Below are 21,658 nucleotides of genomic sequence, written 5' to 3' on the forward strand. Positions count from 1 at the left end.
TGACATGGGCCCCGCGGTGAGCGTCGGGACCGGGCCGGGGAGCGCGGCGCCGGCGGTGATCGAGTTCGCCGGAGTGGGCCGGACGTTTCCGGGGCCGCCTCCGGTGCGGGCGCTGCGGTCCGCCGACCTCACCATCGGCAGGGGCGAGTTCGTCACGGTCGTAGGCCCGTCCGGCTCCGGAAAGTCGACGTTCCTGAACGTGGCGGGGCTGCTGGACCGGCCGTCCGAGGGCGTGTACCGGCTGGACGGCATCGACACGGTGGGGTTGAGCGAGCGGGACCGTACCGCGTTGCGCGGGCGGCGGATCGGGTTCGTCTTCCAGTCGTTCCACCTGCTGTCGCATCGGTCCGCGATCGACAATGTCGTCCTGTCGCTGCTCTACACGGGCGTCTCGCGCAGGAAGCGACGTGGGCTCGCGGCCGAGACACTTGAGCGAGTCGGGCTGGCCCATCGTATGGACGCGCTGACCGGACGGCTGTCGGGCGGTGAGCGGCAGCGGGTCGCCATAGCCCGGGCTCTCGTCAACCGGCCGAGCCTGCTGCTGTGCGACGAACCGACCGGCAATCTCGACACCGCCACCGCGCGCACCGTGCTCCGGTTGCTGCACGAACTGCACGCGAGCGGTTTCACGGTGCTGGTGGTGACACACGATCCGGGGGTGGCGGCGCTCGGCCAACGGGCGATCGTGATCCGCGACGGCACGGTACGGGAGGCGGACCCGGCGAGCCTCACGGCGTCGGCCGTGCAGACCGTCGGGAGCGGGAGCGAAGGCCCGGCCCGGCCGGCGGACGGCGGTACGGCGTTCGAGGCGGCCGGGGTGGGGCGATGAGGGCGGCCCGTGTCCCGCGGCCGTGGCGGCGGGCGTCCCGCGTGGTGGAACCGACCCGGCTGAGCGTGTCCGACGCGGTGCACGAGGCATTGGGGGCCTTGCTGAACCGCCCCGCCCGAGCAGCGCTGACGGTACTGGGGACGCTGCTGGGGGTGGCCGCGTTCGTGGCGGTGCTCGGGCTGACCTCGACCACCTCGGGGCAGATATCCCAGCGCTTCACCGCACTGGCGGCGACCGAGGTGACGGTGGAGGACGCTCCCGCCGACCCGTCGACGGCCGATGCCCCGTTCCCGGCCGACACCGAGCGGCGGCTGACCGCGCTGAACGGCGTGCAGTCGGCCGGGGTGTACTGGACGGTGACCGGTGCCGGCGGGGCGGACGGTCAGGGGGCGATGGTGTCGGCGCGGCCACCTTCCATGGACGCCGAGGGCGGGCAGCCCCTGACCGTGCTGGCGGCCTCGCCCGGCTACCTGGAGGCGGTGCACGCCTCCGTGTCGTCCGGACGGCTGTACGACAGCTTCCATCAGAGCCGGGCCTTGCGGGTGTGCGTGCTCGGGAAGGCGGCTGCCACCCGGCTCGGGATCACCCGGCTGGACACCCCGCAGGCGATCTTCGTGGGAGATGTGGCACTGACCGTCGTCGGAATCATCGACGATGTGCAACGGCAGCCCGAGAACATGCTGTCGGTCATCGTTCCCGACAGCACTGCGGAACTGCTCTGGGGAGAGCCGGGCGGCGGTGACGGCAGCACTGCCAAAGTACTGATCGAAACCAGGCTGGGGGCGGCCAAGCTGATCGGTGGGCAGGCGGCGTTGGCACTGCGGCCGGATCAGCCGGAGCGGTTCAAGGTGACGGTGCCGCCGGACCCCAAGCAGTTGAGGGAGCAGGTCGATACCGATCTGGGCAGCCTCTTCCTCGCGCTGGCGGCCATCTGTCTCGTCATCGGCGCCGTGGGAATCGCCAACACCACCCTCGTCGCCGTTCTGGAGCGCACACCCGAGATCGGGCTCCGGCGCAGCCTGGGTGCCCGCGGCCGGCACATCGCCGCGCAGTTCCTGTCGGAATCCGCCGCTCTCGGAATGCTGGGCGGGCTGATGGGAACGGGCATCGGCGTGGCCGTCGTGGTCGCGGTGGCGGCTGCCGAGCAATGGACGCCGATCCTTGAGCCCATGACAGTGCTGCCCGCTCCGCTGGTCGGTGCGGTCACCGGCCTGATCGCGGGCCTGTACCCCGCGTGGCGCGCGTCCCGTATCGAACCCGTCGAAGCGCTCCGCCGCTGATCGGACGCGGCGGAGCGCTCCCATGTCACTTCAGCACAGGCTGGGTCCGCAGCACATTCCTTCCTTGATGATGCGTGCCTGGAGTTCTCGAATGTTCGCGCATCCCAGTCGCTGAAGTCCGCGGCGGACGTGATAGGCGGCCGTGGATTCCTGGATGAACAACGTCTCCGCCGCCTCGGCACGTGTCATTCCCGTGACCATGAGGACGATGACCTGCCGCTGTGCGTCGGTCAGATGCTCGACGCCGGTGAAGTCGAGTGCGGCACCGAACGACTTGCCGGTTTCCAGGAATAGGGTTGCCACCTTGGGAGATATCCAGTTGCTCCCACCAGCGACTTCCCGCACCGCGGTACGCCAGATCCCGACGGCGTCCTCCCGGCTGACCAAGGCCGCGGCGCCTCGTGACAGCACATCGGGAATCATGGGGTCCTTCGCGTCCGCGCAGACGAAGACGAGTGCTGATCGACCGAGGTCCGGGCCGTCCGCCGCCGGCAGACCGATTCCATCCGCGACAATGACCGAGCGGCCGCCGGGCCCACCTGCTATTGAGTTTCCATTTCTCCACTCACCGTCATTTAATTCCACGATCATTCGACGTCTGTTCACGGGATCGCCGAGAAGCAGCCGCACATCCATGCCTACCCCCTCGTCAAGTCACAGGCTCGACACTGCCGTCCGGGAGGAACGTGTGGAAGTCGCAACCGGAGTTGAAGGTGGCTAGGCCGACCGCTGGATACCTCGAAACAGGCCCAGCTCCTGCGCCCTGGCGCCGAGCGCAACGCGCCCGGTGACCTGAAGGCGAGACATTATATCCCCGACGCGACGCTGCACAGTTCGATGACTGACACCGAGATGCCTGGCAATTGTCGCGTCACTCAGTCCCTGATAGAGAAGACTTAAAATCGTGCGTTCCGCGTCGTCGATCGATGGCGCCGAGAACGGCATGCGTCAACCCCCGTTGATAGCCGGTCGTAACGACTCCTAAGAATCCTAAGAATGTCTCGTGTGCGGCAACAGCCCCACAAGACTCACGAATCAAGACATATGCACGCAAGGCGCCTGTCGTATTTACGACGCGCAGAAACTTTCTTCAAGCCAAGGGAATGGATAATTCCACATGGGGGGATTATCTCCCCGCAGATGAATTGACGGCGCTGAATGAACCGCACCGCCCACACATTCCTAGACCGCCCGCACCGCCGACAACCGATGCACATCCCGCGCCGTCCCCGTCACCCCCGACAAGAACCCCTGCGCCCGGGGGGACGCGTTGCGGGTGAGCCATTCCGGGTCGATGTCGCACACCGCGACCTTGACCTCCGTACCGGCGAGGGCCAGGGGGAGGGTGTGGACGACCGTGGAGGGGAAGCTGAGGATGGTGCGGCCCACCGGGCCGCGGCGGGCGATGAGTTCGAGGGGGAGTTCGGGGCGGACGATCTCCAGGCCCGTTTCCGCGTGCAGCCGGTGGAGTTTCTCGGTGCTCTCGCGGCGGTGGGCGAAGTAGCGGGTCGCGCCATGGGTCTTGGCGAGGGTGCGGACCGCGTCCAGATAGCGCTCGCCGTCCACGACCCCCGTCTCGACCAGGGAGGTGCCCACCATGTCGGCGCCCTTGGTGATGCGCGGGGGGCCGAAGCGGGCGCGGGTCCAGGAGAAGTCGTTGGAGGAGACGGTGACGCCCTCGGGGGTCTCCTCCATGGGCATGGAGGAGAAGATCTCGACCTGGCGGCCGGGTCGGGGGGTCAGCCGGCGTCTCGCCGCCGAGGACACCGGGGCGAAGAGCAGATCGCGCGGGCTCTGCCGGCTGCCCTTGCGGTGCCAGCGCACCAGGCGCTCACCGCGGGCCAGTTGGGTGACGAACTCCATCGTGGCCGTGCCGTCGTCCACGACGACGAGGTCCCGGGCGGAGGTGATGGTGAGCAGCAGTTGTACGTAGCGGGAGAACGGGTCGCCCATGACGATCCGGTCGGCGCGGCGCAGGATGCCCAGCAGGCCGCCGACCGTCTGGAAGGGGGCCATGCTGCCGCCGCGCGCCTCCTCCCAGCGCACCTCGTAACCCTCCTCGCGGGCCAGCTCCGACATCCGGCGCAGCTGGCCGCGGGTCATCGGGTCGAGGGGCGAGAGGACCACGAGGGTGAGGCCCGCGCCGGGGGTGTGCGTGTGCGCCCACTCCAGGACGTTCAGGAGCTGCACCGGGCTCTCGACGAACGCGAGGGTGCGGTGCGGCTGCTCTGCGGAGCGGGGGCCGGGCACTTCGGCGCGGGGGCTCATCCTCGTACGACCGTCCCGTTCAGGAGGGAGAGACAACAGGAGGGGAAGGGGGAGGGCTTCAGACCTGGACGGGCTCGCCGGCCGCCGCCGCGATCTCCGCCTCGGCCACCACGCCCTGGACGCGGCGCAGCTTCTTCATCGGGCCCAGCTCCGAGTCGTAGACCTGCTTGATGCCGTTGCCCAGCGACGCCTCGATGGTGCGGATGTCGCGGACCAGGCGGGTCAGGCCCTGCGGTTCGACGGAGGCGGCCTGGTCGGAGCCCCACATCGCGCGGTCCAGGGTGATGTGGCGCTCGACGAACGTGGCGCCGAGGGCGACGGCGGCGAGGGTGGTCTGGAGGCCGGTCTCGTGGCCGGAGTAGCCGATCGGGACGTTCGGGTACTCCTTCTCCAGGGTGTTGATCACCCGGAGGTTCAGCTCCTCCGCCTTCGCGGGGTAGGTGGAGGTGGCGTGGCACAGCAGGATGTTGTCCGAGCCCAGGACCTCCACCGCGTGGCGGATCTGGCGGGGGGTGGACATGCCGGTGGAGAGGATCACCGCGCGGCCGGTGGCGCGCAGGGCGCGCAGCAGCTCGTCGTCGGTGAGGGAGGCGGAGGCCACCTTGTGGGCGGGGACGTCGAACTTCTCCAGGAAGGCGACGGCCTCCGTGTCCCACGGGGAGGCGAACCAGGCGATCCCCTTCTCCTTGCAGTGCTCGTCGATCCGGCGGTACTCGGCCTCGCCGAACTCCACGCGGTGGCGGTAGTCGATGTAGGTCATCCGGCCCCAGGGGGTGTCGCGCTCGATGTCCCACTGGTCGCGCGGGGTGCAGATCTCCGGGGTGCGCTTCTGGAACTTGACCGCGTCACAGCCGGCCTCGGCGGCCGCGTCGATCAGCTTGAAGGCGTTCTCCAGGTCACCGTTGTGGTTGATGCCGATCTCGCCGCAGACGTAGACGGGCTTGCCGGGGCCGACCTCGCGGGCGCCGAAGGAGCGGACGCGGGAGTGCGAGTGGGGGTGGGGGAAGGAGTTGCTCATGACTCGGGGGTGTCCTTAACTGTCACGTTGTCACTTGTCGAGGGTGTCGAGAGAGGGGCCGAGGAGCCATCCGGCGATCTCCCGGATCGCGCCGTCACCGCCGGGCAGGGAGGTGACCGCGCGGGCGGCGCCGCGGACGACGTCGTGGGCGCTCGCGACCGCCACCGGCCAGCCGACGAGGGCGAAGCACGGCAGGTCGTTGACGTCGTTGCCGACGTAGAGCACGCGCTCCGGTGCGATGGCCTGTTCCTCGCACCACTGCTTGAGGGCGAGGTCCTTGCGGTCGATGCCGTGCAGCACGGGAACCTTCAGCTTCCGGGCGCGGGCGGCGACGACGGGGTTCTGTTCCGTGGACAGGACCAGCAGCTTCAGGCCGCTTTTGCGCAGGGCGGCGACGCCGAGGCCGTCGCCGCGGTGCACGGCGACGAACTCCCGGCCCTCGGAGTCGATCAGCACCCGGTCGTCGGTCTGGGTGCCGTCGAAGTCGAGGACGACCGCGTCGATGTCGTCGGCGGTCGGCAGGGTGCCGGGCCGGTCGGCGTCGAAGATCGTGGCGAGCGCGCGGGCGCGGGCCAGCTCGTGCGGGTCGTCGATCTCCAGCACCCGGGCGGGGTCGGTGCGCACCAGTTCGGTGCGGCCGAAGAAGCGGTGCTGGTGGGTGCGGAAGCCGGGTGCGGCCATGGCGTAGGCGGCGCCGGTCTCCAGGAAGTCCTGGGGGCGGTCCTGCCGGCGCGGCCGGAAGGACTTGTCGTGGTTGACGCCGTAGCCGCCGGTGGGTTCGGCGCCCAGGTCGGACGCCTCGTCGTCGGCGTTGCGCCACAGGAAGCCGTGGTAGGGGGCGACGGTGACGGCGGTGTCGGCGCCGTTGTCCACGATCGCGCCGGCCACCCCGTCGATGTCCTCGCGGAGGAGGAAGGGGCTGGTGCACTGGACGAGCAGGACGACGTCGACGGGGGCGCCGTGCAGCGCCTCGTGGGCGTTCATGGCGTGCAGCACGGCCGCCTCGGAGGTGGCGGTGTCCCCGGCGATGGCGGCGGGGCGCAGCACCACCTCGGCGCCGGCCTGGCGGGCGGCGGCGGCGATGGCCTGGTCGTCGGTGGAGACCACGACGTCGGTGACCAGCCGGGCGCCGACGCATTCGCGGACCGCGCGGGCGACCAGCGGGACGCCGCCGACGGAGGCGAGGTTCTTCGCGGGCACGCCCTTGGAGCCGCCGCGGGCGGGGATCACCGCGAGCACCCGGCGCAGCGTCGCGCCGTTGCCCGTCTGGGGGTGGGACATGATGGGTGTCACTCCTTGTTCGGTGCGGCTCACGGCTCCCCTTCGGTGCGGCTCACGGCTCCCCTTCGGTGCGGCTCACAGCTCCCCCATCCGCCGGATGACGGGAGCGACCCGCTGGACGCCGTGCCGGTAGGCGCCGCGTGCGGCGCGGCGCACTATCTGCCGGACCGGTCCGGGGTCCTTGTCGTGCGCGGGGGCGCCGGGCAGCGGGGTGCCGTCGGGGCCGAGGTGGTGGCGGGCGAGGATGCCGGGCAGATAGCCGGGCGCGGTCGCCGGGGTGTAGTACGGCGTGAGCGGGGCGAGCCCGCCGGGCCGGGCGAGCAGCTTGCCGATCCGCTCGCGGGCGGCGTCGAACGCGGTCGCGTAGGAGCCGTCGGCCGCCACGCCCTGCCGGGCCACCCAGTCCGGTTCCGGGGCGGGCCGGTGCCCGGCGTCGAGCTGGTCCCAGGAGGCGAGGCAGCCGGAGCCGACGAAGTGGTGGTTGCCGAGCGGCTCGCGGACGCCGAGGTCGGTGAGGACGACGGTGGGGATGCGGCGGTGCAGCGACTCCAGCGCGGCGGTCGAGCTGACCGTGACCAGCAGGTCGCTGCGGTCCAGGACCTCGCCCATGTTGCCGTACACCAGCCGGAAGTTGGCGGGCAGCTCCCCGAGCCGCTGGGCCAGCTTCTGGTACGGGTGTTCCTCGATGTGGGTGGTGTGCTCGCCGGGCTTGGAGCGCAGCTTGAGCAGCACCTCACGGTCCGGGTGCAGCCGCGCGTGCCCGGCCAGCCGCTCCAGCAGATACGCGCGGTCCCGGCGGCTCTCCGGTACGGAGGGCTGGGCGGCGAAGACGACGGTGTACGGGTGGTCGTGGTCGCAGGTGTAGGGGGCGCCGCCCAGGAACGGCAGGGCCACCTCGGTCACCGCGGAGGCATCGGCGCCCACCCCCTCGTACACCGCCCGGAAGCGCTCGGCGTCCTGGCGGGAGTTGGCGAGGACCAGGTCGGCGCCGTGCCGCAGCAGCAGGCCGTCGGTGAGCTTCTCGTAGACGACGCCGACATAGCCGGTGACGACGACGGGCCGCTGGCGGTGGTCCTCCCAGATCCGCTTCAGGCCGTGCAGCATCGCCTGGACGCCGCCGCCGACCAGGGAGAGGACCAGGACGTCGTATCTCTCCCGGGCCATGATTCTCAGGAATTCCACAGCCGTGACCTCGCGCAGCGAGTCGGCGGGCACGCCGACCTCGGCGAGCTGGCGCGGGGTGGGGGTGGCCCGGCCGCGCAGCAGATAGCCGTCGAGGGCGGGGGAGACTTGCGAGCCGTCACCGGCTGCGGTTTCCATGGACGGGCCGGGGGCGATACGGCGCGCGGTCAGGGCACCCCATTTCCATCGGGTGTCCGAGTCCGCGAGTACGGCGATCCGGGGGGCCTTCGTTGTACTTGGTGGCACGCCCAAGACCGTAGGAAGCAATTCCTAGTTGCGGCCCAACCACGACTCAACAAAAAGTTAACAGCAGCCCACCGAAAGACGAACTGGCTCGTCAGAGTCGAGAAAGTACACGGGATGCACTGTTCCGACACATTGAGTTCACCCTCTGTACCCCAACCGGAAAGTTCACCAGCGGGGCCGCCTTCTAGGATTTCGCGGGTGCCAAAGCTTTCCGTGATCGTGCCGTTCTACAACGTGCAGCAATATGCCCCGGACACCCTCCGAAGTCTTCATATGAACGCCAGGAGTGACTTCGAATTCATTCTTGTCGATGACTGCTCCCGGGACGAGACTCCGGCGATTCTCGAACGCGCGGCCGATGACCTCTCGGCCGTCGCCCAGGTGAGATTCATCCGCCACCAGGAGAACGGCGGGCTCGCCACCGCCCGCAACACCGGCCTCGACGCCGCGACCGGCGAGTATCTGACCTTCCTGGACGGTGACGACTGGCTGGCCCCCGGCTATCTGGGCGAGCTGGTCGGCGCCCTGGAAGGGCTGGGCTGCGACTTCATCCGGACCGATCATGTGCAGGCCAAGGCGCGTGCCCGTTCCGTGCACCGGGTGCCGGTGGGCCTGCGGGGCGAGGTGCTGGACCCCCGCGAGGCGATCCTCCCGGCCGACCGCACCACGTCCGTCGACTACGCCTACGCCTGGGCCGGCGCCTACCACCGCCGGCTGCTGGACAAGGGCCTGCTGCACTTCACCCACGGGCTGCGCACCGCCGAGGACCGGCCGTGGATCTGGCAGCTGCACCGGGAGGCGCAGTCCTTCGCCGTGGTCAATCTGCTGGGCGTCTTCTACCGCCGCGGGGTGGCCAGCTCGCTCACCCAGATCGGTGACGTCCGCCAGCTCGACTTCATCCGGGCCTTCGACGAGGTCATCGAGGAGACGTCCGCCGACCGCGACGCCGCCAAGCTGCTGCCCAAGGCGGTGCGCACCTATCTGGCGATCATCGCCCACCATCTCTCGGAGATCGAGAAGTTCGAGCCGCCGGTGGCCAAGCAGCTGCGGGTGCTGAGCGCGGCGGCGATAAAGCGGATGCCGCAGGAGATGCTGGGGGACGTCCTCGACACCATGGACCTGAACCGCTCGACCAAGCTGCGCCGACTGCGGCGCCGGGTCACCTCAGCTAAGGCGGCGGCGTGATGTCCCGTACGACGCAGGCTTCCGGTACGCCCGAGAACTCCCGTACCACGCAGATCTTCTGTGTCTCCACGCTCTACGGCGCCGCCACCCTCGCCGCCGCCATCGAGTCGGACTGCTTCAGCGAGCCCGACCGCCGGGTGCTGCTGGTCTTCAACAACGCCGCGACCCCGGAGACCACGCCGAGCGTGGACGAGATGCCGGGCTTCGAGTCGCTGCGCCCGCACTTCGACGAGGTGCTGTCCTTCAACGACGCGATCCGGCCCTTCCACCCCGGGGCGTGGGCGCCGCGGCTGGACGACATGCCGTTGCTGGAGCGGTACTTCCGGTTGCTGTGGGGGATGGAGAGCGACCGGGTCTCCCTGGTCATGGAGTCGATCCAGGTCAACCCCGCGCTGTCGCTGGCCCAGATCTTCACCGGCGCCCCCATCCATGTCTACGCCGACGGGCTGATGAGCTACGGGCCCACCCGCAACAAGATCGACCCGCTGGTCGGCACCCGGGTGCGGCGGCTGCTGCATCTGGATCTGGTGCCGGGGCTGAAGCCGATACTGCTGACCGAGTTCGGGGTGCCTGCCGAGACGGTGCCGACCGCGGCCTTCGTGAAGGTGCTGAGCGAGCTGACCGCCGGTGAGCTGCCCGCCGTACCGGACAACACGGCGCTGCTGCTCGGCCAGTATCTGTCCGCGCTGAACATCCTCTCCCCCGCCGAGGAGGAGAACCTCCATGTGCGGATGATGCGCGGGGCCGTGGAACGCGGCCACCGCTCCATCGTCTTCAAGCCCCACCCGACCGCCCCCGCGAGCTACGGCCACGCGCTGGAGAGCGAGGCGGAGAGGCTCGGCGTCCAGCTCACCGTGGTCGACACCCCGGTGCTCGCCGAGGTGCTCTACGAGAAGGCCCGGCCCGCCCTGGTCGTCGGCTGCTTCTCGACGGCACTGTTCACCGCGTCCGCCCTCTACGACCTGCCCGTCGCCCGGATCGGCACGGAACTGCTGCTGGAGCGGCTGGCCCCGTTCCAGAACAGCAACCGGGTGCCGGTGGCGCTGGCGCACGCGTTGGTGCCGGGGCTGGCGGACGGGAAGGACGCCGGGACGCTGCCGGCCGAGCTGCTGCAAGGGCTGATCAGCACCATAAGCTTCACGATGCAGCCGCAGATCTACCCGGAGTTGCGGGCACCGGCCGAACGATTCCTTGAGCAGCACTACGGGCCGCGCACCCTGGTCTACTTCAGACGGCGCCGGCTGACCGCGCTGGGCCTGCCGGGCGGTATCCCGGAACGGCTGTCCTTCCTGCCCCGCTCCTCGACCGCACGGCGGGTGGTGCGCAAGGCACGGCAGCTGAAGAAGAGGATGCACAGCTGAACCCCGGTGTACTGGACGGGCACCTGGGTGGGTGGATCTGACGGCCGGGGATCCACCCACCTCGGCATTCCCGCCGCCGCCCGCCGCGTTCATCAGGGCCTGGCCAGCCATCACAGCCGGGAGCGGCCCGGACCTCCCGGACGCCCCCGCCGCCCCTGCGGCACGGTGGCTGCGGGGGCTGCGGGGGTGAGTACGGTCACCGGTCAGCTGCCGAGAATCGCGCGCAGGTCGGCGGCGTTGGCCTGGGTCACCTTCCACAGTTCCTGCTGGCGGCCGTGCACGTCGGCGACGGTCTTGGCGTGGTCGGCGAGCAGCTCGCGGGAGCGCTCCACGAGCAGCGCGGCGAGGTCGCGGTCGTGCACGGAGACGCCCCATTCGGGCCGGTCGATGTCGCGCAGGAAGTACGCCATCTTCGGGTGCGAGATCAGGCTGATGATGGGGGTGCCGCAGCCGAACGGGATCATGCCCGCGTGGCCGCGCATGCCGATGACCAGCCGGGTGCGGGCGTACAGATCGCGGATCTCGTCGTTGTCGAAGTCGTACATCGGGATGACCGGCAGCGAGATGCCGTGCTCGCGGCGCAGGTCGAAGGCGAGCTTCTCGTCGTCTAGAGAATGGGCGACGCAACTCACCTCGGCGAGCGCGCCGAGGTCCTTGACGGCGCGGGCCATCTGGGCGAGGAAGTAGCCGTAGTCGTGGCCGAAGCGCAGGCCCGCGCGGTCGTAGGCGGCGTTGAGCAGAATGGTGTCGTCGCGGACCAGCGGGTCCTGCCAGTCGTCGACGAGCTGCCGGGTGACCGTGGTGGGGCAGGGCTGGAAGCGGACCTTGTCGTGCAGGTGCGCGGGGAGCATGCCGCGCACCTTCTCTATGGAGCCGTGGTTGCGCAGCCCGAAGAAGGCGGAGCGCTCGACCAGCTTGCGCAGCGACTCGCGGAACCGCTGGGCGCGGTAGGACTGCCCGTCGAAGGCGTTGAAGCCGACCGCGTACACCGCGATGGGGACGTCGATGCGCTCCAGGAGGTCGTCCGGGACGTTCCACTGCCAGGCGCTGTTCCCGTTGGGCATGGTGTCCGGGATGAACAGGCCGCCGCCGCCGATGACCAGTCCGCGCCGGGCGTTGACCCGCTCCAGGGCGGCCTCGTCGAACAGCCGGTGGGCGTGCACGGAGTGCCAGCGCCGGGTGGTGGTGTCGGGGTCGAAGGCGAGCCGGACGCTCTCCGGGAGCAGCTTGTCACCGGCGTTGCCCTGCCGGTCCATGTAGAAGGCGACGTGCGCGAGCTGCTGGTCGGCGCTGCCCTGCTGCTGGGTGGGCACCTGGGTGGTGCGCTGGTGCCAGAGGCGGCTGGCGCGGTGCGTGGGGTCGACGGTGAGGCCGGCCAGCGCGTAGGTACGGGCGGTGGCGTCCTCGCCGTGCACCCAGGAGATCTGGGCGAGCCGGGCGAAGGCGGTGGCGGCGCGGTTGGGCGCGGCGGTGGCCAGCAGCAGCTGGGCGTCGGCCTCGTCGTAGCGGGAGACGCTCATCAGGGCGTGGCCGTAGACCTCGTGCGGCCACGCCTCGTCGATGGGGATGTGCACCTGCTCCAGGACGTCCACGGCCGACTGGTAGTCGCCGGCGCCGATGTGGGCGAGGGCGAGGCGGCGGGCGATGTCGACATCGCCGGTGCGCCGGACGTGCGGGGTGGCGAAGTGCACCAGCAGGTCGTGGTGGTGGACGCCGGGCCGGGAGACGTAGGCGGCGTGCAGTTCGGCGTCGCTGATGTCGAACTCGCGCCAGCGCTCCTGGGCCTGGCCGTAGCCGGCCTCGCCGCCCTGCCAGGGCTTGTGGCGGCCGGTGAAGTGCAGGATCGCGGTGTCGTCGGGGACCGGCAGGTCGCCGGAAAGGCGCCGCTTGACGAAGTTGTACTTGGGGTCGAGGTCCACGAAGTCGCCGTCGAGCAGGGCGTTGAGGATGCCCTGGTCGTGCTTGTCGAGTTCGTAGGCGCCGCTGCGGCCGATCTCGTCCAGGCGGGCGCAGAACGCGTCGGTGAGGTATTCCTTCTGGATGACGAGCAGTCCGCTGTTGAGCATGCGGGACTTGTCGCCGTAGAAGAACTGCGGGACGGCCGCGAGGCCCCGGCGCAGTGCGAGGAGTTCCTTGAGCGGGCCCAGGACCACCATGTCGGTGTCCAGGGTGACGACGGTGTCGTAGTCGCGGATCCTGAAGACGTCGAGGATGAAGTACGCCTTGCGGACCAGGTAGTTGTCCTGGTCGCCCTTCTGGTACGAGTCGTAGTGGTCGGCGGCGACCCGGCGGAAGATCACGCGCGGGTGCAGGGCGCGGATGCGGGCCACGGAGGACGGCTTGAGGTCGTCGTGCAGGACGATGAAGTCCTCGCACACCTCCGGGTTGGACAGCGCGAGCGAGCGCAGCAGGACGAGGAAACCGGGCAGGTAGTTCTCGTCCACGAAGCTCGCGAAGGCGATCCGCCGCTTGCCGGTGAGGGCGGCGGCGGACCCGGCGGCGGAGCCCGCGGTGGCGGAGCCGGCGGACGGGGCCATGGCGGTGCGGGCCGCCGGCTGGGTGGGTGCGGCGGCTATCGGGGGGGTGGTCATCGCAGGGAAGTCCTCATGCCGGAGACGCGCTGGGCCCGTTCCATGACCCATGCCTTCTCGCTGCCGTATTCGTGGACATTGGTGATCGGCAGCTTCATCGCCTCCGGGACGCGGTAGGCGCCGCTCTCGTAGAAGTCGAAGCCGATCAGGTCGAGGGTGGGGCTGACGTCGAGGAAGTCGAGCAGCCAGAGCATATTGAAGCCGGAGGTCGGGATGCCGGAGAGCTGCTCGGAGGTCCAGCCGCCGATGCTGCGGACCGGCCAGCGCAGCGATTCGTCGCAGATGTACTTCTGCGCGCCGGCCACCAGCTTGTTGCGCATCGAGTACTTCCAGTCGGACGAGGAGCCGCCGGTGATCAGGCGGATGTCGACCGGCTTGTCCCAGTTGAAGGCGTGCTTGTGGATGGAGACATGGATGTTCGTCTTCTTGCCGGTGTGCACCGGGTCGATGCGGTACGAGTTGAAGCGCAGCACCAGGTCGTAGGAGTCGATCTCGGCGCCCATGCCGCTGTCGCCGACCTTCGCGGAGTTGGCGATCAGGCAGATGGACTTCCCGGCGACCAGATTGCGGAACTCGCCGAGGCTGATCCACTGCACGCCCTCGAAGAGCGGGTCGACGACCGGGCCGCGCATCCGGACCCGGCGGGCCTCGGCGTACAGGCCGATGGCCTCGGTGTGTTCGGGCGTCGGCCGGGTGTGGCTGCGGGTGCACAGGTCCAGGTAGTGGCTGAGCGCCTCCTGGAAGTCCGGCTCGGCGGCCTCGGTGCGGTCCATGGCGAGGAGGGCGCCGACAAGGCGGGGCTGCGCGGAGTCCCAGTCCCCGGCGGCGTGGGCCGCGAGCCCTTCCGCCCATACGTCGGTGGCGGGGCGGTCGGAGAAGCGGCCGGCCTCGGGGGCGGTGCGCTGGAGCAGGGCGAGCAGCTTGGCGCGGCGGTCGAGGGCCGTGCGGATGCCGGAGACGCGGGCGGCGACGCCGTAGCCGTCGTCCTGGGTCAGACCGAGGTAGCGGTCGAAGGCGTCGGCCGCCTCGGCGGGACGGCCCATGGCCTCCAGCAGCCGGCCGCGCAGCCGCCAGCCGGCGCGGGAGTTCTTGCGCTGGGTCAGGACGGTGTCGCTGATGAGCAGGGCCAGGTTCAGCTCGTCGTCGTAACCGGCGTCCACCGCCTTGTTGCCGACGTTGAGCAGGGCGTCGAGCAGTTCGTTGGAGATCGAGCCGGGGCCGGAGCCGGAGGCTGCCTTCACCCCGCGCCGGAGCAGTCCGCCGGCGCCCGGCGCGGCGGGTGCGGCCTGGGACTGCGAGGCCCAGGCGGCCAGCAGTTCGCGCAGCTTCTCGGCCAGGGCGATACGACGGGAGTCGAGGCTGCCGACGAGCTTGCCGCTGTGCACCGCGCAGGCGCGCAGGCAGTCGTCCAGCTCGGCCGGGGTGATCTGGGCACTCGGCGGTTCGGCGTCGGCGGGCGCGGACGCCAGGCCCCCGATCCTGGGGCGTGCCCATCTGCTGCGAACCCTCGTCATGGTGCTCCTGCTCTGGATATGCGAACTCTGGATGGGGCGGACTCTGGATGGGGCGGATTCTGGAAAATCACGAACTCTGGATACGGCGAACTGTGGATATGACGAACTGTGGACAGGCGAATGACGGCGGATGGATGTCCGCCCACGCGAAGAGGAAGGTCGGGGCACGGTAAGAAACCAAGGCAACGCTGCGGTGAACTACGCGAAACCGGATAGCAAATCGTATGATCAGCCCGCCGAGAAGGGTTACGCCCTCTCCATGAGCATGGCGACCCCGTGACCAGCGGACACTCTGGCCCGCACCCCTCATGCTTCCCTTCCCGCCATGGTGCGTTCGGCAGAAGTTATCTGAACGGCCACTGCGCTGGGCCGTACGTTCGAACGGCACGGGCCTAGCCTTTCCTGCCCCGCTCCCGTCAGCTCTCGTCTCCCCTCCCGCGATGCGATCGAGGTCATCGGTTCCATGAAAAGCCGTTCCCTGCTCCGCAGTTCGGTCTCCCGGCGGGTGCTGCGCCCCGTCGCCGATCTGATCGACCAGCGCATCGAGCGGCGGGTCCGCTCGGCCGTCGCCGGCGCCGCCGCCGAGCACAGCCGTACGGACGTCGCCCGGCTGCGGCGCGAACTGGACGAGCTGAAGCAGCTTCAGCTCACTCTCGACCTGCTGCTGGGCAAGCGGGCGCGGGGCATCAGCCGCATCGTCGTGCACACCCATCTCAACCGGCTGTACGCCGAGGTCGCCGAGCTGGGCGGCGACCGTGCCGCCGCCGAGCGCAATGTCGCCGCCGCCTACCGGCTGCTGATCGCCCTGGAGTCGCTGGGCGTGGGCCGGGTCGCGGGCGGCACCATGAACATCTGCGGCAAGCTCGGCACCATTCCGCTGCTCGACCCGCCGAACGACGAGGTCCTGGAGATCGGCACGCTGTACGGCATGTTCTCCGCCGGTCTGATCCGGATGCTGGAGCGCGACGGCCGCAGCCCGAGCGTGACGATCGTGGACCCGTTCGCCGGGGTGCAGCTCCAGCCGGGCACCACCCGCAGCGACGACCCCACGGGCACGCCGGTCGACGAGCACGCGGCGCGCGCCAATCTCGCCCTCGCGGGTCCGGCGGGCGTGAACGCCCGGATCCAGCGCGGCTTCTCGGAGGACCCGCAGACCCGGGCCGCGGTGTCCGACCGCCGGTACGGGGTGATCGTCGTGGACGGCGACCACTCGACCGAGGGGGTGCTGGCCGATCTCCAGTGGGCCGAGGAGATAGCGGCCCCGGGCGGGGTCGTCGTCCTCGACGACTACGGCGACCCCCGCTGGCCCGGCATCAAGGACGCCCTGGACAGACACCTGACCGGCGAGACCCGGTTCACGTACCTGGGGAAGGCGGCCCGGTCGGCGTTCTTGCGGGCGGGGTGATCGGGGCGGCTTGAGGGGTGATTGGGGCGGCTTGGGGGGCGATCTTGTGATGTACGCGCTCTCCTGCCGCGGTGAACCCGGCCTCGCTCCGGCATCGAGGTGAACTACTGAAAACAAACAGGCAAACCCCGCCACTATCGAACGGATTGACGTCAACACGCGTCCTAAGGTGACTCGCGGCGTCACATGATATGGACGGATCCGAGGTAGCCGAGGTATGCGAGCGTGACCGAGACGGTCGTCAGCACAGCCAAGACCCCAACCGCCCCAGCCACCCCAGCCACCCCACCCGCCCCAACCGCCCCAGCCGCCCCGCCCCCGCCCGCGCCGTCGCGCGTCTCCGGTGGCCCGCCGCGCCCCGCGGGCAAGGGCGGCGGCCGGCTGCGCGCCCTGGACGGGCTGCGGCTGCTGGCCGCGCTGATGGTGGCGCTCTATCACTACGGCGGTCGCGGCGGTGAGGTGACCCGTGCCTGGGGGTCGTCGGCCCAGGAGCAGTTCCCCACGCTCCACTCATGGTTCGCCTACGGCCCGCTCGGCGTGCAGATCTTCTTCGTGATCAGCGGGTTCGTGATCTGCATGAGCGGCTGGGGACGGCCGCTGAAGTCGTTCTTCGCCTCGCGCGCCTCCCGGCTGCTGCCCGCGTACTGGGTGGCCGTCGTCCTGGTGACGGCGGTGTTCGCGCTGCCCGCCGTGATGTACGAGGCGGTGACGCCGAGCGAGGCGCTGGTCAATCTGACGCTCCTCCAGGAGCCGGTGGGCGCACACCGGGTGCTCGGCGTCGACTGGACGCTGTGGGTGGAGATCCGTTTCTACGCGCTGTTCGCCCTGTGCCTGGTACTGCCGGGCGTCACCCGGCGCCGGGTGGTGCTGTTCTGCGCGGTGTGGACCCTGGCGGCGGTCCTCGCGCAGGCCGCCGACGAACCCTTCCTCACGCTGCTGCTGATGCCCGAGTACGCGCCCTTCTTCATCGGCGGCATGGGCATCTATCTGCTGTACCGCGACCGCCGGGACGCCCTCGCCTGGGGCATCGTCGCGGTGAGCTGGCTGACCGGCCAGCACTACGCCGTCGCCAACCTGTGGCGCGCACACCGCGTCGACGAGTTCTCCTACCGCTCGGCCTCCGTCATCGTCCTCATCGTCACCCTCGGCTTCCTCGCGGTCCTCGCCATCGCGCTCGGCTGGCTGAACTGGGCTGGCCGGCCCTGGCTGACGGTCGCGGGCGCGCTGACGTACCCCTTCTACCTCGTCCACGAGCATCTGGGCTGGGTGGTCATCAAGGTTCTGCACCAGGATCTCGGCCTGCCGTCCTGGCTGACGCTGGCGGCCACGCTGGGGTCGATGCTGCTGCTCGCCTGGCTGATGTACCGGTATGTCGAGCAGCGGATGACCCCGTGGCTGCGGGGAGTGCTCACCCGGGCGCGCTGAGCGGGCGGCCGATGACCGCCGGGAAGTGTGACGGATGAGGCCGGCTCATGGGCCACCCGACCATGGAGTTTCCCTGGGCGAGTGGAGACATTGCAGCACTGTTCACCCATCGGTCGGTTTTCTGTGAGCTGCCTGGGCAGAGGCTGAGAAATCCATCAGCACGCCCACGCTCAAGGAAGTACTCCCCCCGATGACCGCTGTACAAGGCGCGACCCGACCGCACCCGACCACCCCCGGCACCACCGCCCCCACCCCCGGCACCCCAGGCACCCTTGCCTCTCCCCCGCCACCCCACCGCCTCGACGACGTCAAGGGCTGGTTCCCGCCCCTGGACCAGCTGCTCTTCGACTGGTTCCTGCACCGCCAGGAGGCCGGTGGCCTGCGCGGGGACCTCCTGGAGGTCGGGGTGTTCATGGGCAAGAGCGCGATCTTCCTGGGCCGGCACCGGCAGGAGGGCGAGCGGTACACGGTGTGCGACCTGTTCGGGGGTGACGCCCCCGACGGCGCCAACCGGGCCGAGTCGGTGAAGTCGTACAGCTCCCTCAGCCGCCGGGCCTTCGAGTCGAACTACCTCGCCTTCCACGACGAACTGCCCCGCGTCCTCCAGGGCCCCAGCTCACTCGTCCCCGGCGAGGTCGCCCCCGCCAGCTGCCGCTTCGTGCACATCGACGGCTCTCATCTGTACGAGCACGTGCACGGCGACATCGGCGCCGCCCGGGACGTACTGCTCCCCGACGGGATCGTCGTCCTCGACGACTTCCGCTCCGAGCACACCCCCGGCGTCTCCGTCGCCGCCTGGGAGGCGGTGCTCAGCCGCGGCCTGCACCCGATCTGCCTGACCACCCAGAAGCTGTACGGCACCTGGGGCGACCCCGAGCCCGCGCAGGACGCGCTGCTGGAGATGGTGCGGGCCCGCGAGGACTGCGACCTGAGCATCCAGCAGGCGGCCGGCCACCGCTTGATCCGCCTCAAGTCCCGCCCCGCCCTGACCGCCCCCTCATTCCCCCCGTCCCGCCACCCCGAGCCGGAGCCCGCACCCCCGGCGGAGACGCTCCCCCGGCAACGCAACCCGGCCCCCACCCCCCACCACCGCGCCCGCCGCCTCGCCCACGACCTGCTGCCCCCACTGGTCACCCGGGCGATCCGCAGGGCCCGAACACCGCGCGCACCCCGCCGGGAACCGCTCACCCCACCTCAGAACACCTCGCGCGGCACATAGCTCCCCCAAACCTCCCGCAGCGCCCCGCACACCTCCCCCACCGTCGCCCGCGCCCGCAGGGCGGTCTTCATCGGGGGCAGGACGTTGCCGGTGCCCTCGGCGGTGCGGCGCAGGGTGGTGAGGGCCGAGGTCACCGCGTGGGAGTCGCGGTCGGCGCGGAGGCGGGCGAGGCGTTCGGTCTGGTGGGTCTCGATGGCGGGGTCGACGCGGAGCGGGGCGTACGGCTCCTCCTCGTCCAGGGCGAACCGGTTGACGCCCACCACCACCCGCTCACCGGCGTCCGTCTCCTGGGCGATGCGATAGGCGCTGCGCTCGATCTCGGACTTCTGGAAGCCGTGCTCGATGGCGGACACCGCACCGCCCAGGTCCTCGACCCTCGCCATCAGCTCCAGCGCGGCGGCCTCCACGGCGTCCGTCAGGCTCTCGACGGCGTAGGACCCGGCGAACGGGTCCACGGTCGCCGTCACATCCGTCTCGTACGCCAGCACCTGCTGGGTCCGCAGCGCCAGCCGGGCCGCCTTGTCCGTCGGCAGCGCGATCGCCTCGTCGAAGGAGTTGGTGTGCAGCGACTGGGTGCCGCCGAGCACCGCCCCGAGCGCCTGTACGGCGACCCGGACCAGGTTCACCTCCGGCTGCTGGGCCGTCAGCTGCACCCCGGCCGTCTGGGTGTGGAAGCGCAGCATCATCGACCTCGGGTCGCGCGCCCCGAACTCCGCCCGCATCACCCGCGCCCAGATCCGCCGCGCCGCGCGGAACTTGGCGACCTCCTCCAGCAGCGTCGTACGCGCCACGAAGAAGAAGGACAGGCGCGGCGCGAAGTCGTCGACGCCCATCCCGGCCGCGACCGCCGTCCGCACGTACTCGATGCCGTCGGCCAGCGTGAACGCGATCTCCTGCGCGGGTGACGCGCCCGCCTCGGCCATGTGGTAGCCGGAGATCGAGATGGTGTTCCACCTCGGCAGCTCGGTCCCGCAGTACCGGAAGATGTCGGCGGTCAGCCGCAGCGACGGCTTCGGCGGGAAGATGTACGTCCCCCGCGCGATGTACTCCTTCAGTACGTCGTTCTGGACCGTGCCGGTCAGCCGGTGCGCGGGGACGCCCTGCTCCTCGGCGACCAGCTGGTACAGCAGGAGGAGCAGCGCCGCCGGGGCGTTGATCGTCATGGAGGTGGAGACCTCGCCGAGCGGGATACCGGCGAACAGGACCCGCATGTCCTCGATCGAGTCGATCGCCACGCCCACCTTGCCGACCTCGCCACGGGCGAGCGGGGCGTCGCTGTCGTATCCCATCTGGGTGGGCAGGTCGAACGCCACCGACAGTCCGCTGCTGCCATGGGCGATCAGCCGCCGGTAGCGGGCGTTCGACTCCGCCGCCGTACCGAAGCCCGCGTACTGACGCATGGTCCAGGGGCGGCGCGTGTACATCGTGGGGTACACCCCGCGCGTGAAGGGGTACGCGCCGGGCTCCCCCAGCCGTACCGCCGGGTCCCAGCCGGTCAGGACGTCCGGGCCGTACACCGGTTCGATGGGCAGTCCGGACTCCGACTCACGTACCGTCTCTCCGTCCACCTCAGGTGCCGTCGCCCGGTCCACCTCGCGTGCCGGCTCCCGTTCCGCCTCGCGTGCCATGGTGTGCCTCCGCCGTGCTCGTGTTCCCACCGCCAGAAGCGTGGTCCTCTGCCCTCCCCACGATGCCGTGCCGTTCGCAACCTGTCGTGTGCGGGGAACATCTCAGGTGACACGGAAGGCACCCAACCGGGTCCACGGCTGACGCACGCGAACGAAAGGGCCGCACATGCGGAGGTACGGCAGGGGGCGGGCACTCGCCGCGGTGGTGGTGCTGACGTCGGTCGGGGCGTGCACCGTCCAGACGCAGGGCGCGGACGGCAAACCGGTGTCCCCGGAACGCGTCGATGTCACCCGCACCAGCCCCGGCCCCGGGGCCGCCTCACCGCCCGCCCCTTCACCGCCCACCCCTTCGGCATCCCCCGAGCGAACCCCTGCCGCCGCCCCCGCCCCCGCCCTGTGGACCCGCGGGGACACCGGCCGTGACGTGCGCGAACTCCAGGCCCGGCTGCGCCAGGTCGCCTGGCTCTTCGACGGGCCGACGGGGACGTACGACGATCTGACCGAGCGCGCGGTCAAGGGCTTCCAGGACAAGCGCGGGCTGCCGCCCACCGGCGAGACGGACACCGTCACCTGGCAGCGGCTGCTGGGCATGACCAAGGAGCCCGGACAGTGGGAGCTGTATCTGATGGGCGGCCAGGAGCCGGACGCGCCCGACCCGCGCTGTCTGACCGGACGGGTGCTGTGCGTCAGCAAGGCCAGCCGCACACTGCGCTGGATGGTGGACGGACGGACCGTCACGACCACCGAGGTGCGGTTCGGCGCGGAGTACACCCCGACCCGCGAAGGTGTCTTCCAGGTCTACTGGAAGTCCCGCGACCATGTGTCGACGCTCTATGACTCCCCTATGCCGTACGCCATGTTCTTCAGCGGCGGCCAGGCCGTCCACTATTCGTCCGACTTCGCCGCCCAGGGCTACGCGGGCGCCTCGCACGGCTGTGTCAACGTCCGGGACGAGAAGCTGATCGCCGACCTGTTCACGCAGGTGAGGAACGGGGACAAGGTCGTCGTCCACTGGTGACGCCGAGGGGGCGGGGGCGGGGCCAGGGGGGGGGAGATGGGGCGCGGACGGGACCGGGGGAACGTGTCCCGCCCGCGCCGAGTGCACGTGCCGCAGGTACGGGGGGAACCCCGGCACTGTGCAAAGGGCCGATGACCAGTCGGCTCACCTACTACTGCGTCACCCGGCCCGAAAGTGTCACACCGTGCGAGAAGAAACTTTTCTCCAC

Annotated in this window: 17 protein-coding genes; 8 read left to right on the forward strand and 9 right to left on the reverse strand. The window is 70.4% G+C overall.

What is annotated here, in order from left to right; translation table 11 throughout:
• The first annotated feature begins 4 nt into the window (after positions 1–4).
• Together ACFRFC_RS14830 and ACFRFC_RS14835 are read left to right on the forward strand one after the other, a co-directional pair.
• Positions 5–829 carry an ABC transporter ATP-binding protein gene (locus tag ACFRFC_RS14830; protein ID WP_382680629.1) on the forward strand — a complete coding sequence of 275 codons (825 nt, stop codon included), beginning with the start codon at positions 5–7 and terminating at the stop codon, positions 827–829.
• Positions 826–2,109: an ABC transporter permease gene (locus tag ACFRFC_RS14835; RefSeq protein ID WP_382680520.1), complete on the forward strand. Its 1,284-nt coding sequence runs from the start codon at positions 826–828 to the stop codon at positions 2,107–2,109. The genes ACFRFC_RS14830 and ACFRFC_RS14835 overlap by 4 nt, the downstream gene beginning before the upstream one ends.
• A 30-nt stretch (positions 2,110–2,139) precedes the next feature.
• On the opposite strand, the gene ACFRFC_RS14840 is transcribed toward ACFRFC_RS14835, so the two are convergent.
• The 6 genes from ACFRFC_RS14840 to ACFRFC_RS14865 form a co-directional block, all read right to left on the reverse strand.
• Positions 2,140–2,745: a response regulator transcription factor gene (locus tag ACFRFC_RS14840; RefSeq protein ID WP_382680519.1), complete on the reverse strand. Its 606-nt coding sequence runs from the start codon at positions 2,743–2,745 to the stop codon at positions 2,140–2,142.
• An 81-nt stretch (positions 2,746–2,826) separates the two neighbouring features.
• A complete protein-coding gene (locus ACFRFC_RS14845; protein WP_382680518.1) occupies positions 2,827–3,054 on the reverse strand; it encodes a response regulator transcription factor in 228 nt (75 codons plus the stop codon).
• A 237-nt stretch (positions 3,055–3,291) separates the two neighbouring features.
• On the reverse strand, positions 3,292–4,377 hold the full coding sequence (locus ACFRFC_RS14850) for a hypothetical protein (RefSeq protein ID WP_382680517.1): 1,086 nt from the start codon (positions 4,375–4,377) through the stop codon (positions 3,292–3,294).
• 58 nt (positions 4,378–4,435) lie between these two features.
• Positions 4,436–5,395 (reverse strand): N-acetylneuraminate synthase family protein, encoded by a 960-nt coding sequence (locus ACFRFC_RS14855; RefSeq protein ID WP_382680516.1) that lies wholly within the window; start codon positions 5,393–5,395, stop codon positions 4,436–4,438.
• Between the two features lie 30 nt (positions 5,396–5,425).
• Positions 5,426–6,676 carry a cytidylyltransferase domain-containing protein gene (locus ACFRFC_RS14860; protein ID WP_382680515.1) on the reverse strand — a complete coding sequence of 417 codons (1,251 nt, stop codon included), beginning with the start codon at positions 6,674–6,676 and terminating at the stop codon, positions 5,426–5,428.
• Positions 6,677–6,751: 75 nt separating this feature from the next.
• Positions 6,752–8,104: a DUF6716 putative glycosyltransferase gene (locus ACFRFC_RS14865; protein ID WP_382680514.1), complete on the reverse strand. Its 1,353-nt coding sequence runs from the start codon at positions 8,102–8,104 to the stop codon at positions 6,752–6,754.
• Positions 8,105–8,302: 198 nt separating this feature from the next.
• Between ACFRFC_RS14865 and ACFRFC_RS14870 the strand changes: the two genes are divergently transcribed.
• Together ACFRFC_RS14870 and ACFRFC_RS14875 are read left to right on the forward strand one after the other, a co-directional pair.
• The gene (locus ACFRFC_RS14870) at positions 8,303–9,289 is read left to right on the forward strand and encodes a glycosyltransferase family 2 protein (protein WP_382680513.1); all 987 of its coding nucleotides are present in this window, start codon (positions 8,303–8,305) and stop codon (positions 9,287–9,289) included.
• The gene (locus ACFRFC_RS14875) at positions 9,289–10,650 is read left to right on the forward strand and encodes an alpha-2,8-polysialyltransferase family protein (RefSeq protein WP_382680512.1); all 1,362 of its coding nucleotides are present in this window, start codon (positions 9,289–9,291) and stop codon (positions 10,648–10,650) included. The genes ACFRFC_RS14870 and ACFRFC_RS14875 overlap by 1 nt, the downstream gene beginning before the upstream one ends.
• Before the next feature lie 203 nt (positions 10,651–10,853).
• Here ACFRFC_RS14875 and ACFRFC_RS14880 read toward each other — a convergent pair whose 3' ends face one another.
• Together ACFRFC_RS14880 and ACFRFC_RS14885 are read right to left on the reverse strand one after the other, a co-directional pair.
• Entirely contained in the window at positions 10,854–13,187 is a 2,334-nt protein-coding gene (locus ACFRFC_RS14880; protein ID WP_382680628.1) for a glycosyltransferase, read from the reverse strand.
• A gap of 50 nt (positions 13,188–13,237) precedes the next feature.
• A complete protein-coding gene (locus ACFRFC_RS14885; RefSeq protein ID WP_382680511.1) occupies positions 13,238–14,755 on the reverse strand; it encodes a hypothetical protein in 1,518 nt (505 codons plus the stop codon).
• 463 nt (positions 14,756–15,218) lie between these two features.
• On the opposite strand from ACFRFC_RS14885, the gene ACFRFC_RS14890 reads away from it, so the two are divergent.
• From ACFRFC_RS14890 to ACFRFC_RS14900, 3 genes are all read left to right on the forward strand, one after another.
• The gene (locus ACFRFC_RS14890) at positions 15,219–16,160 is read left to right on the forward strand and encodes a class I SAM-dependent methyltransferase (protein WP_382680510.1); all 942 of its coding nucleotides are present in this window, start codon (positions 15,219–15,221) and stop codon (positions 16,158–16,160) included.
• 225 nt (positions 16,161–16,385) lie between these two features.
• Entirely contained in the window at positions 16,386–17,585 is a 1,200-nt protein-coding gene (locus ACFRFC_RS14895; protein WP_382680509.1) for an acyltransferase family protein, read from the forward strand.
• Positions 17,586–17,775: 190 nt separating this feature from the next.
• A complete protein-coding gene (locus ACFRFC_RS14900) occupies positions 17,776–18,804 on the forward strand; it encodes a class I SAM-dependent methyltransferase (protein ID WP_382680508.1) in 1,029 nt (342 codons plus the stop codon).
• Here ACFRFC_RS14900 and ACFRFC_RS14905 read toward each other — a convergent pair.
• Positions 18,780–20,432, reverse strand: a complete 1,653-nt coding sequence (locus ACFRFC_RS14905; RefSeq protein ID WP_382680507.1) for a methylmalonyl-CoA mutase — start codon at positions 20,430–20,432, stop codon at positions 18,780–18,782. The two genes, ACFRFC_RS14900 and ACFRFC_RS14905, sit on opposite strands and share 25 nt — an antisense overlap.
• 166 nt (positions 20,433–20,598) lie before the next feature.
• Here ACFRFC_RS14905 and ACFRFC_RS14910 point away from each other — a divergent pair, with 166 nt between their 5' ends.
• Positions 20,599–21,450 carry a L,D-transpeptidase family protein gene (locus ACFRFC_RS14910; RefSeq protein ID WP_382680506.1) on the forward strand — a complete coding sequence of 284 codons (852 nt, stop codon included), beginning with the start codon at positions 20,599–20,601 and terminating at the stop codon, positions 21,448–21,450.
• Positions 21,451–21,658: the final 208 nt, after the last annotated feature.

It is taken from the genome of Streptomyces sp. NPDC056734, assembly GCF_042790455.1.
Classification (GTDB): Bacteria; Actinomycetota; Actinomycetes; order Streptomycetales; family Streptomycetaceae; genus Streptomyces.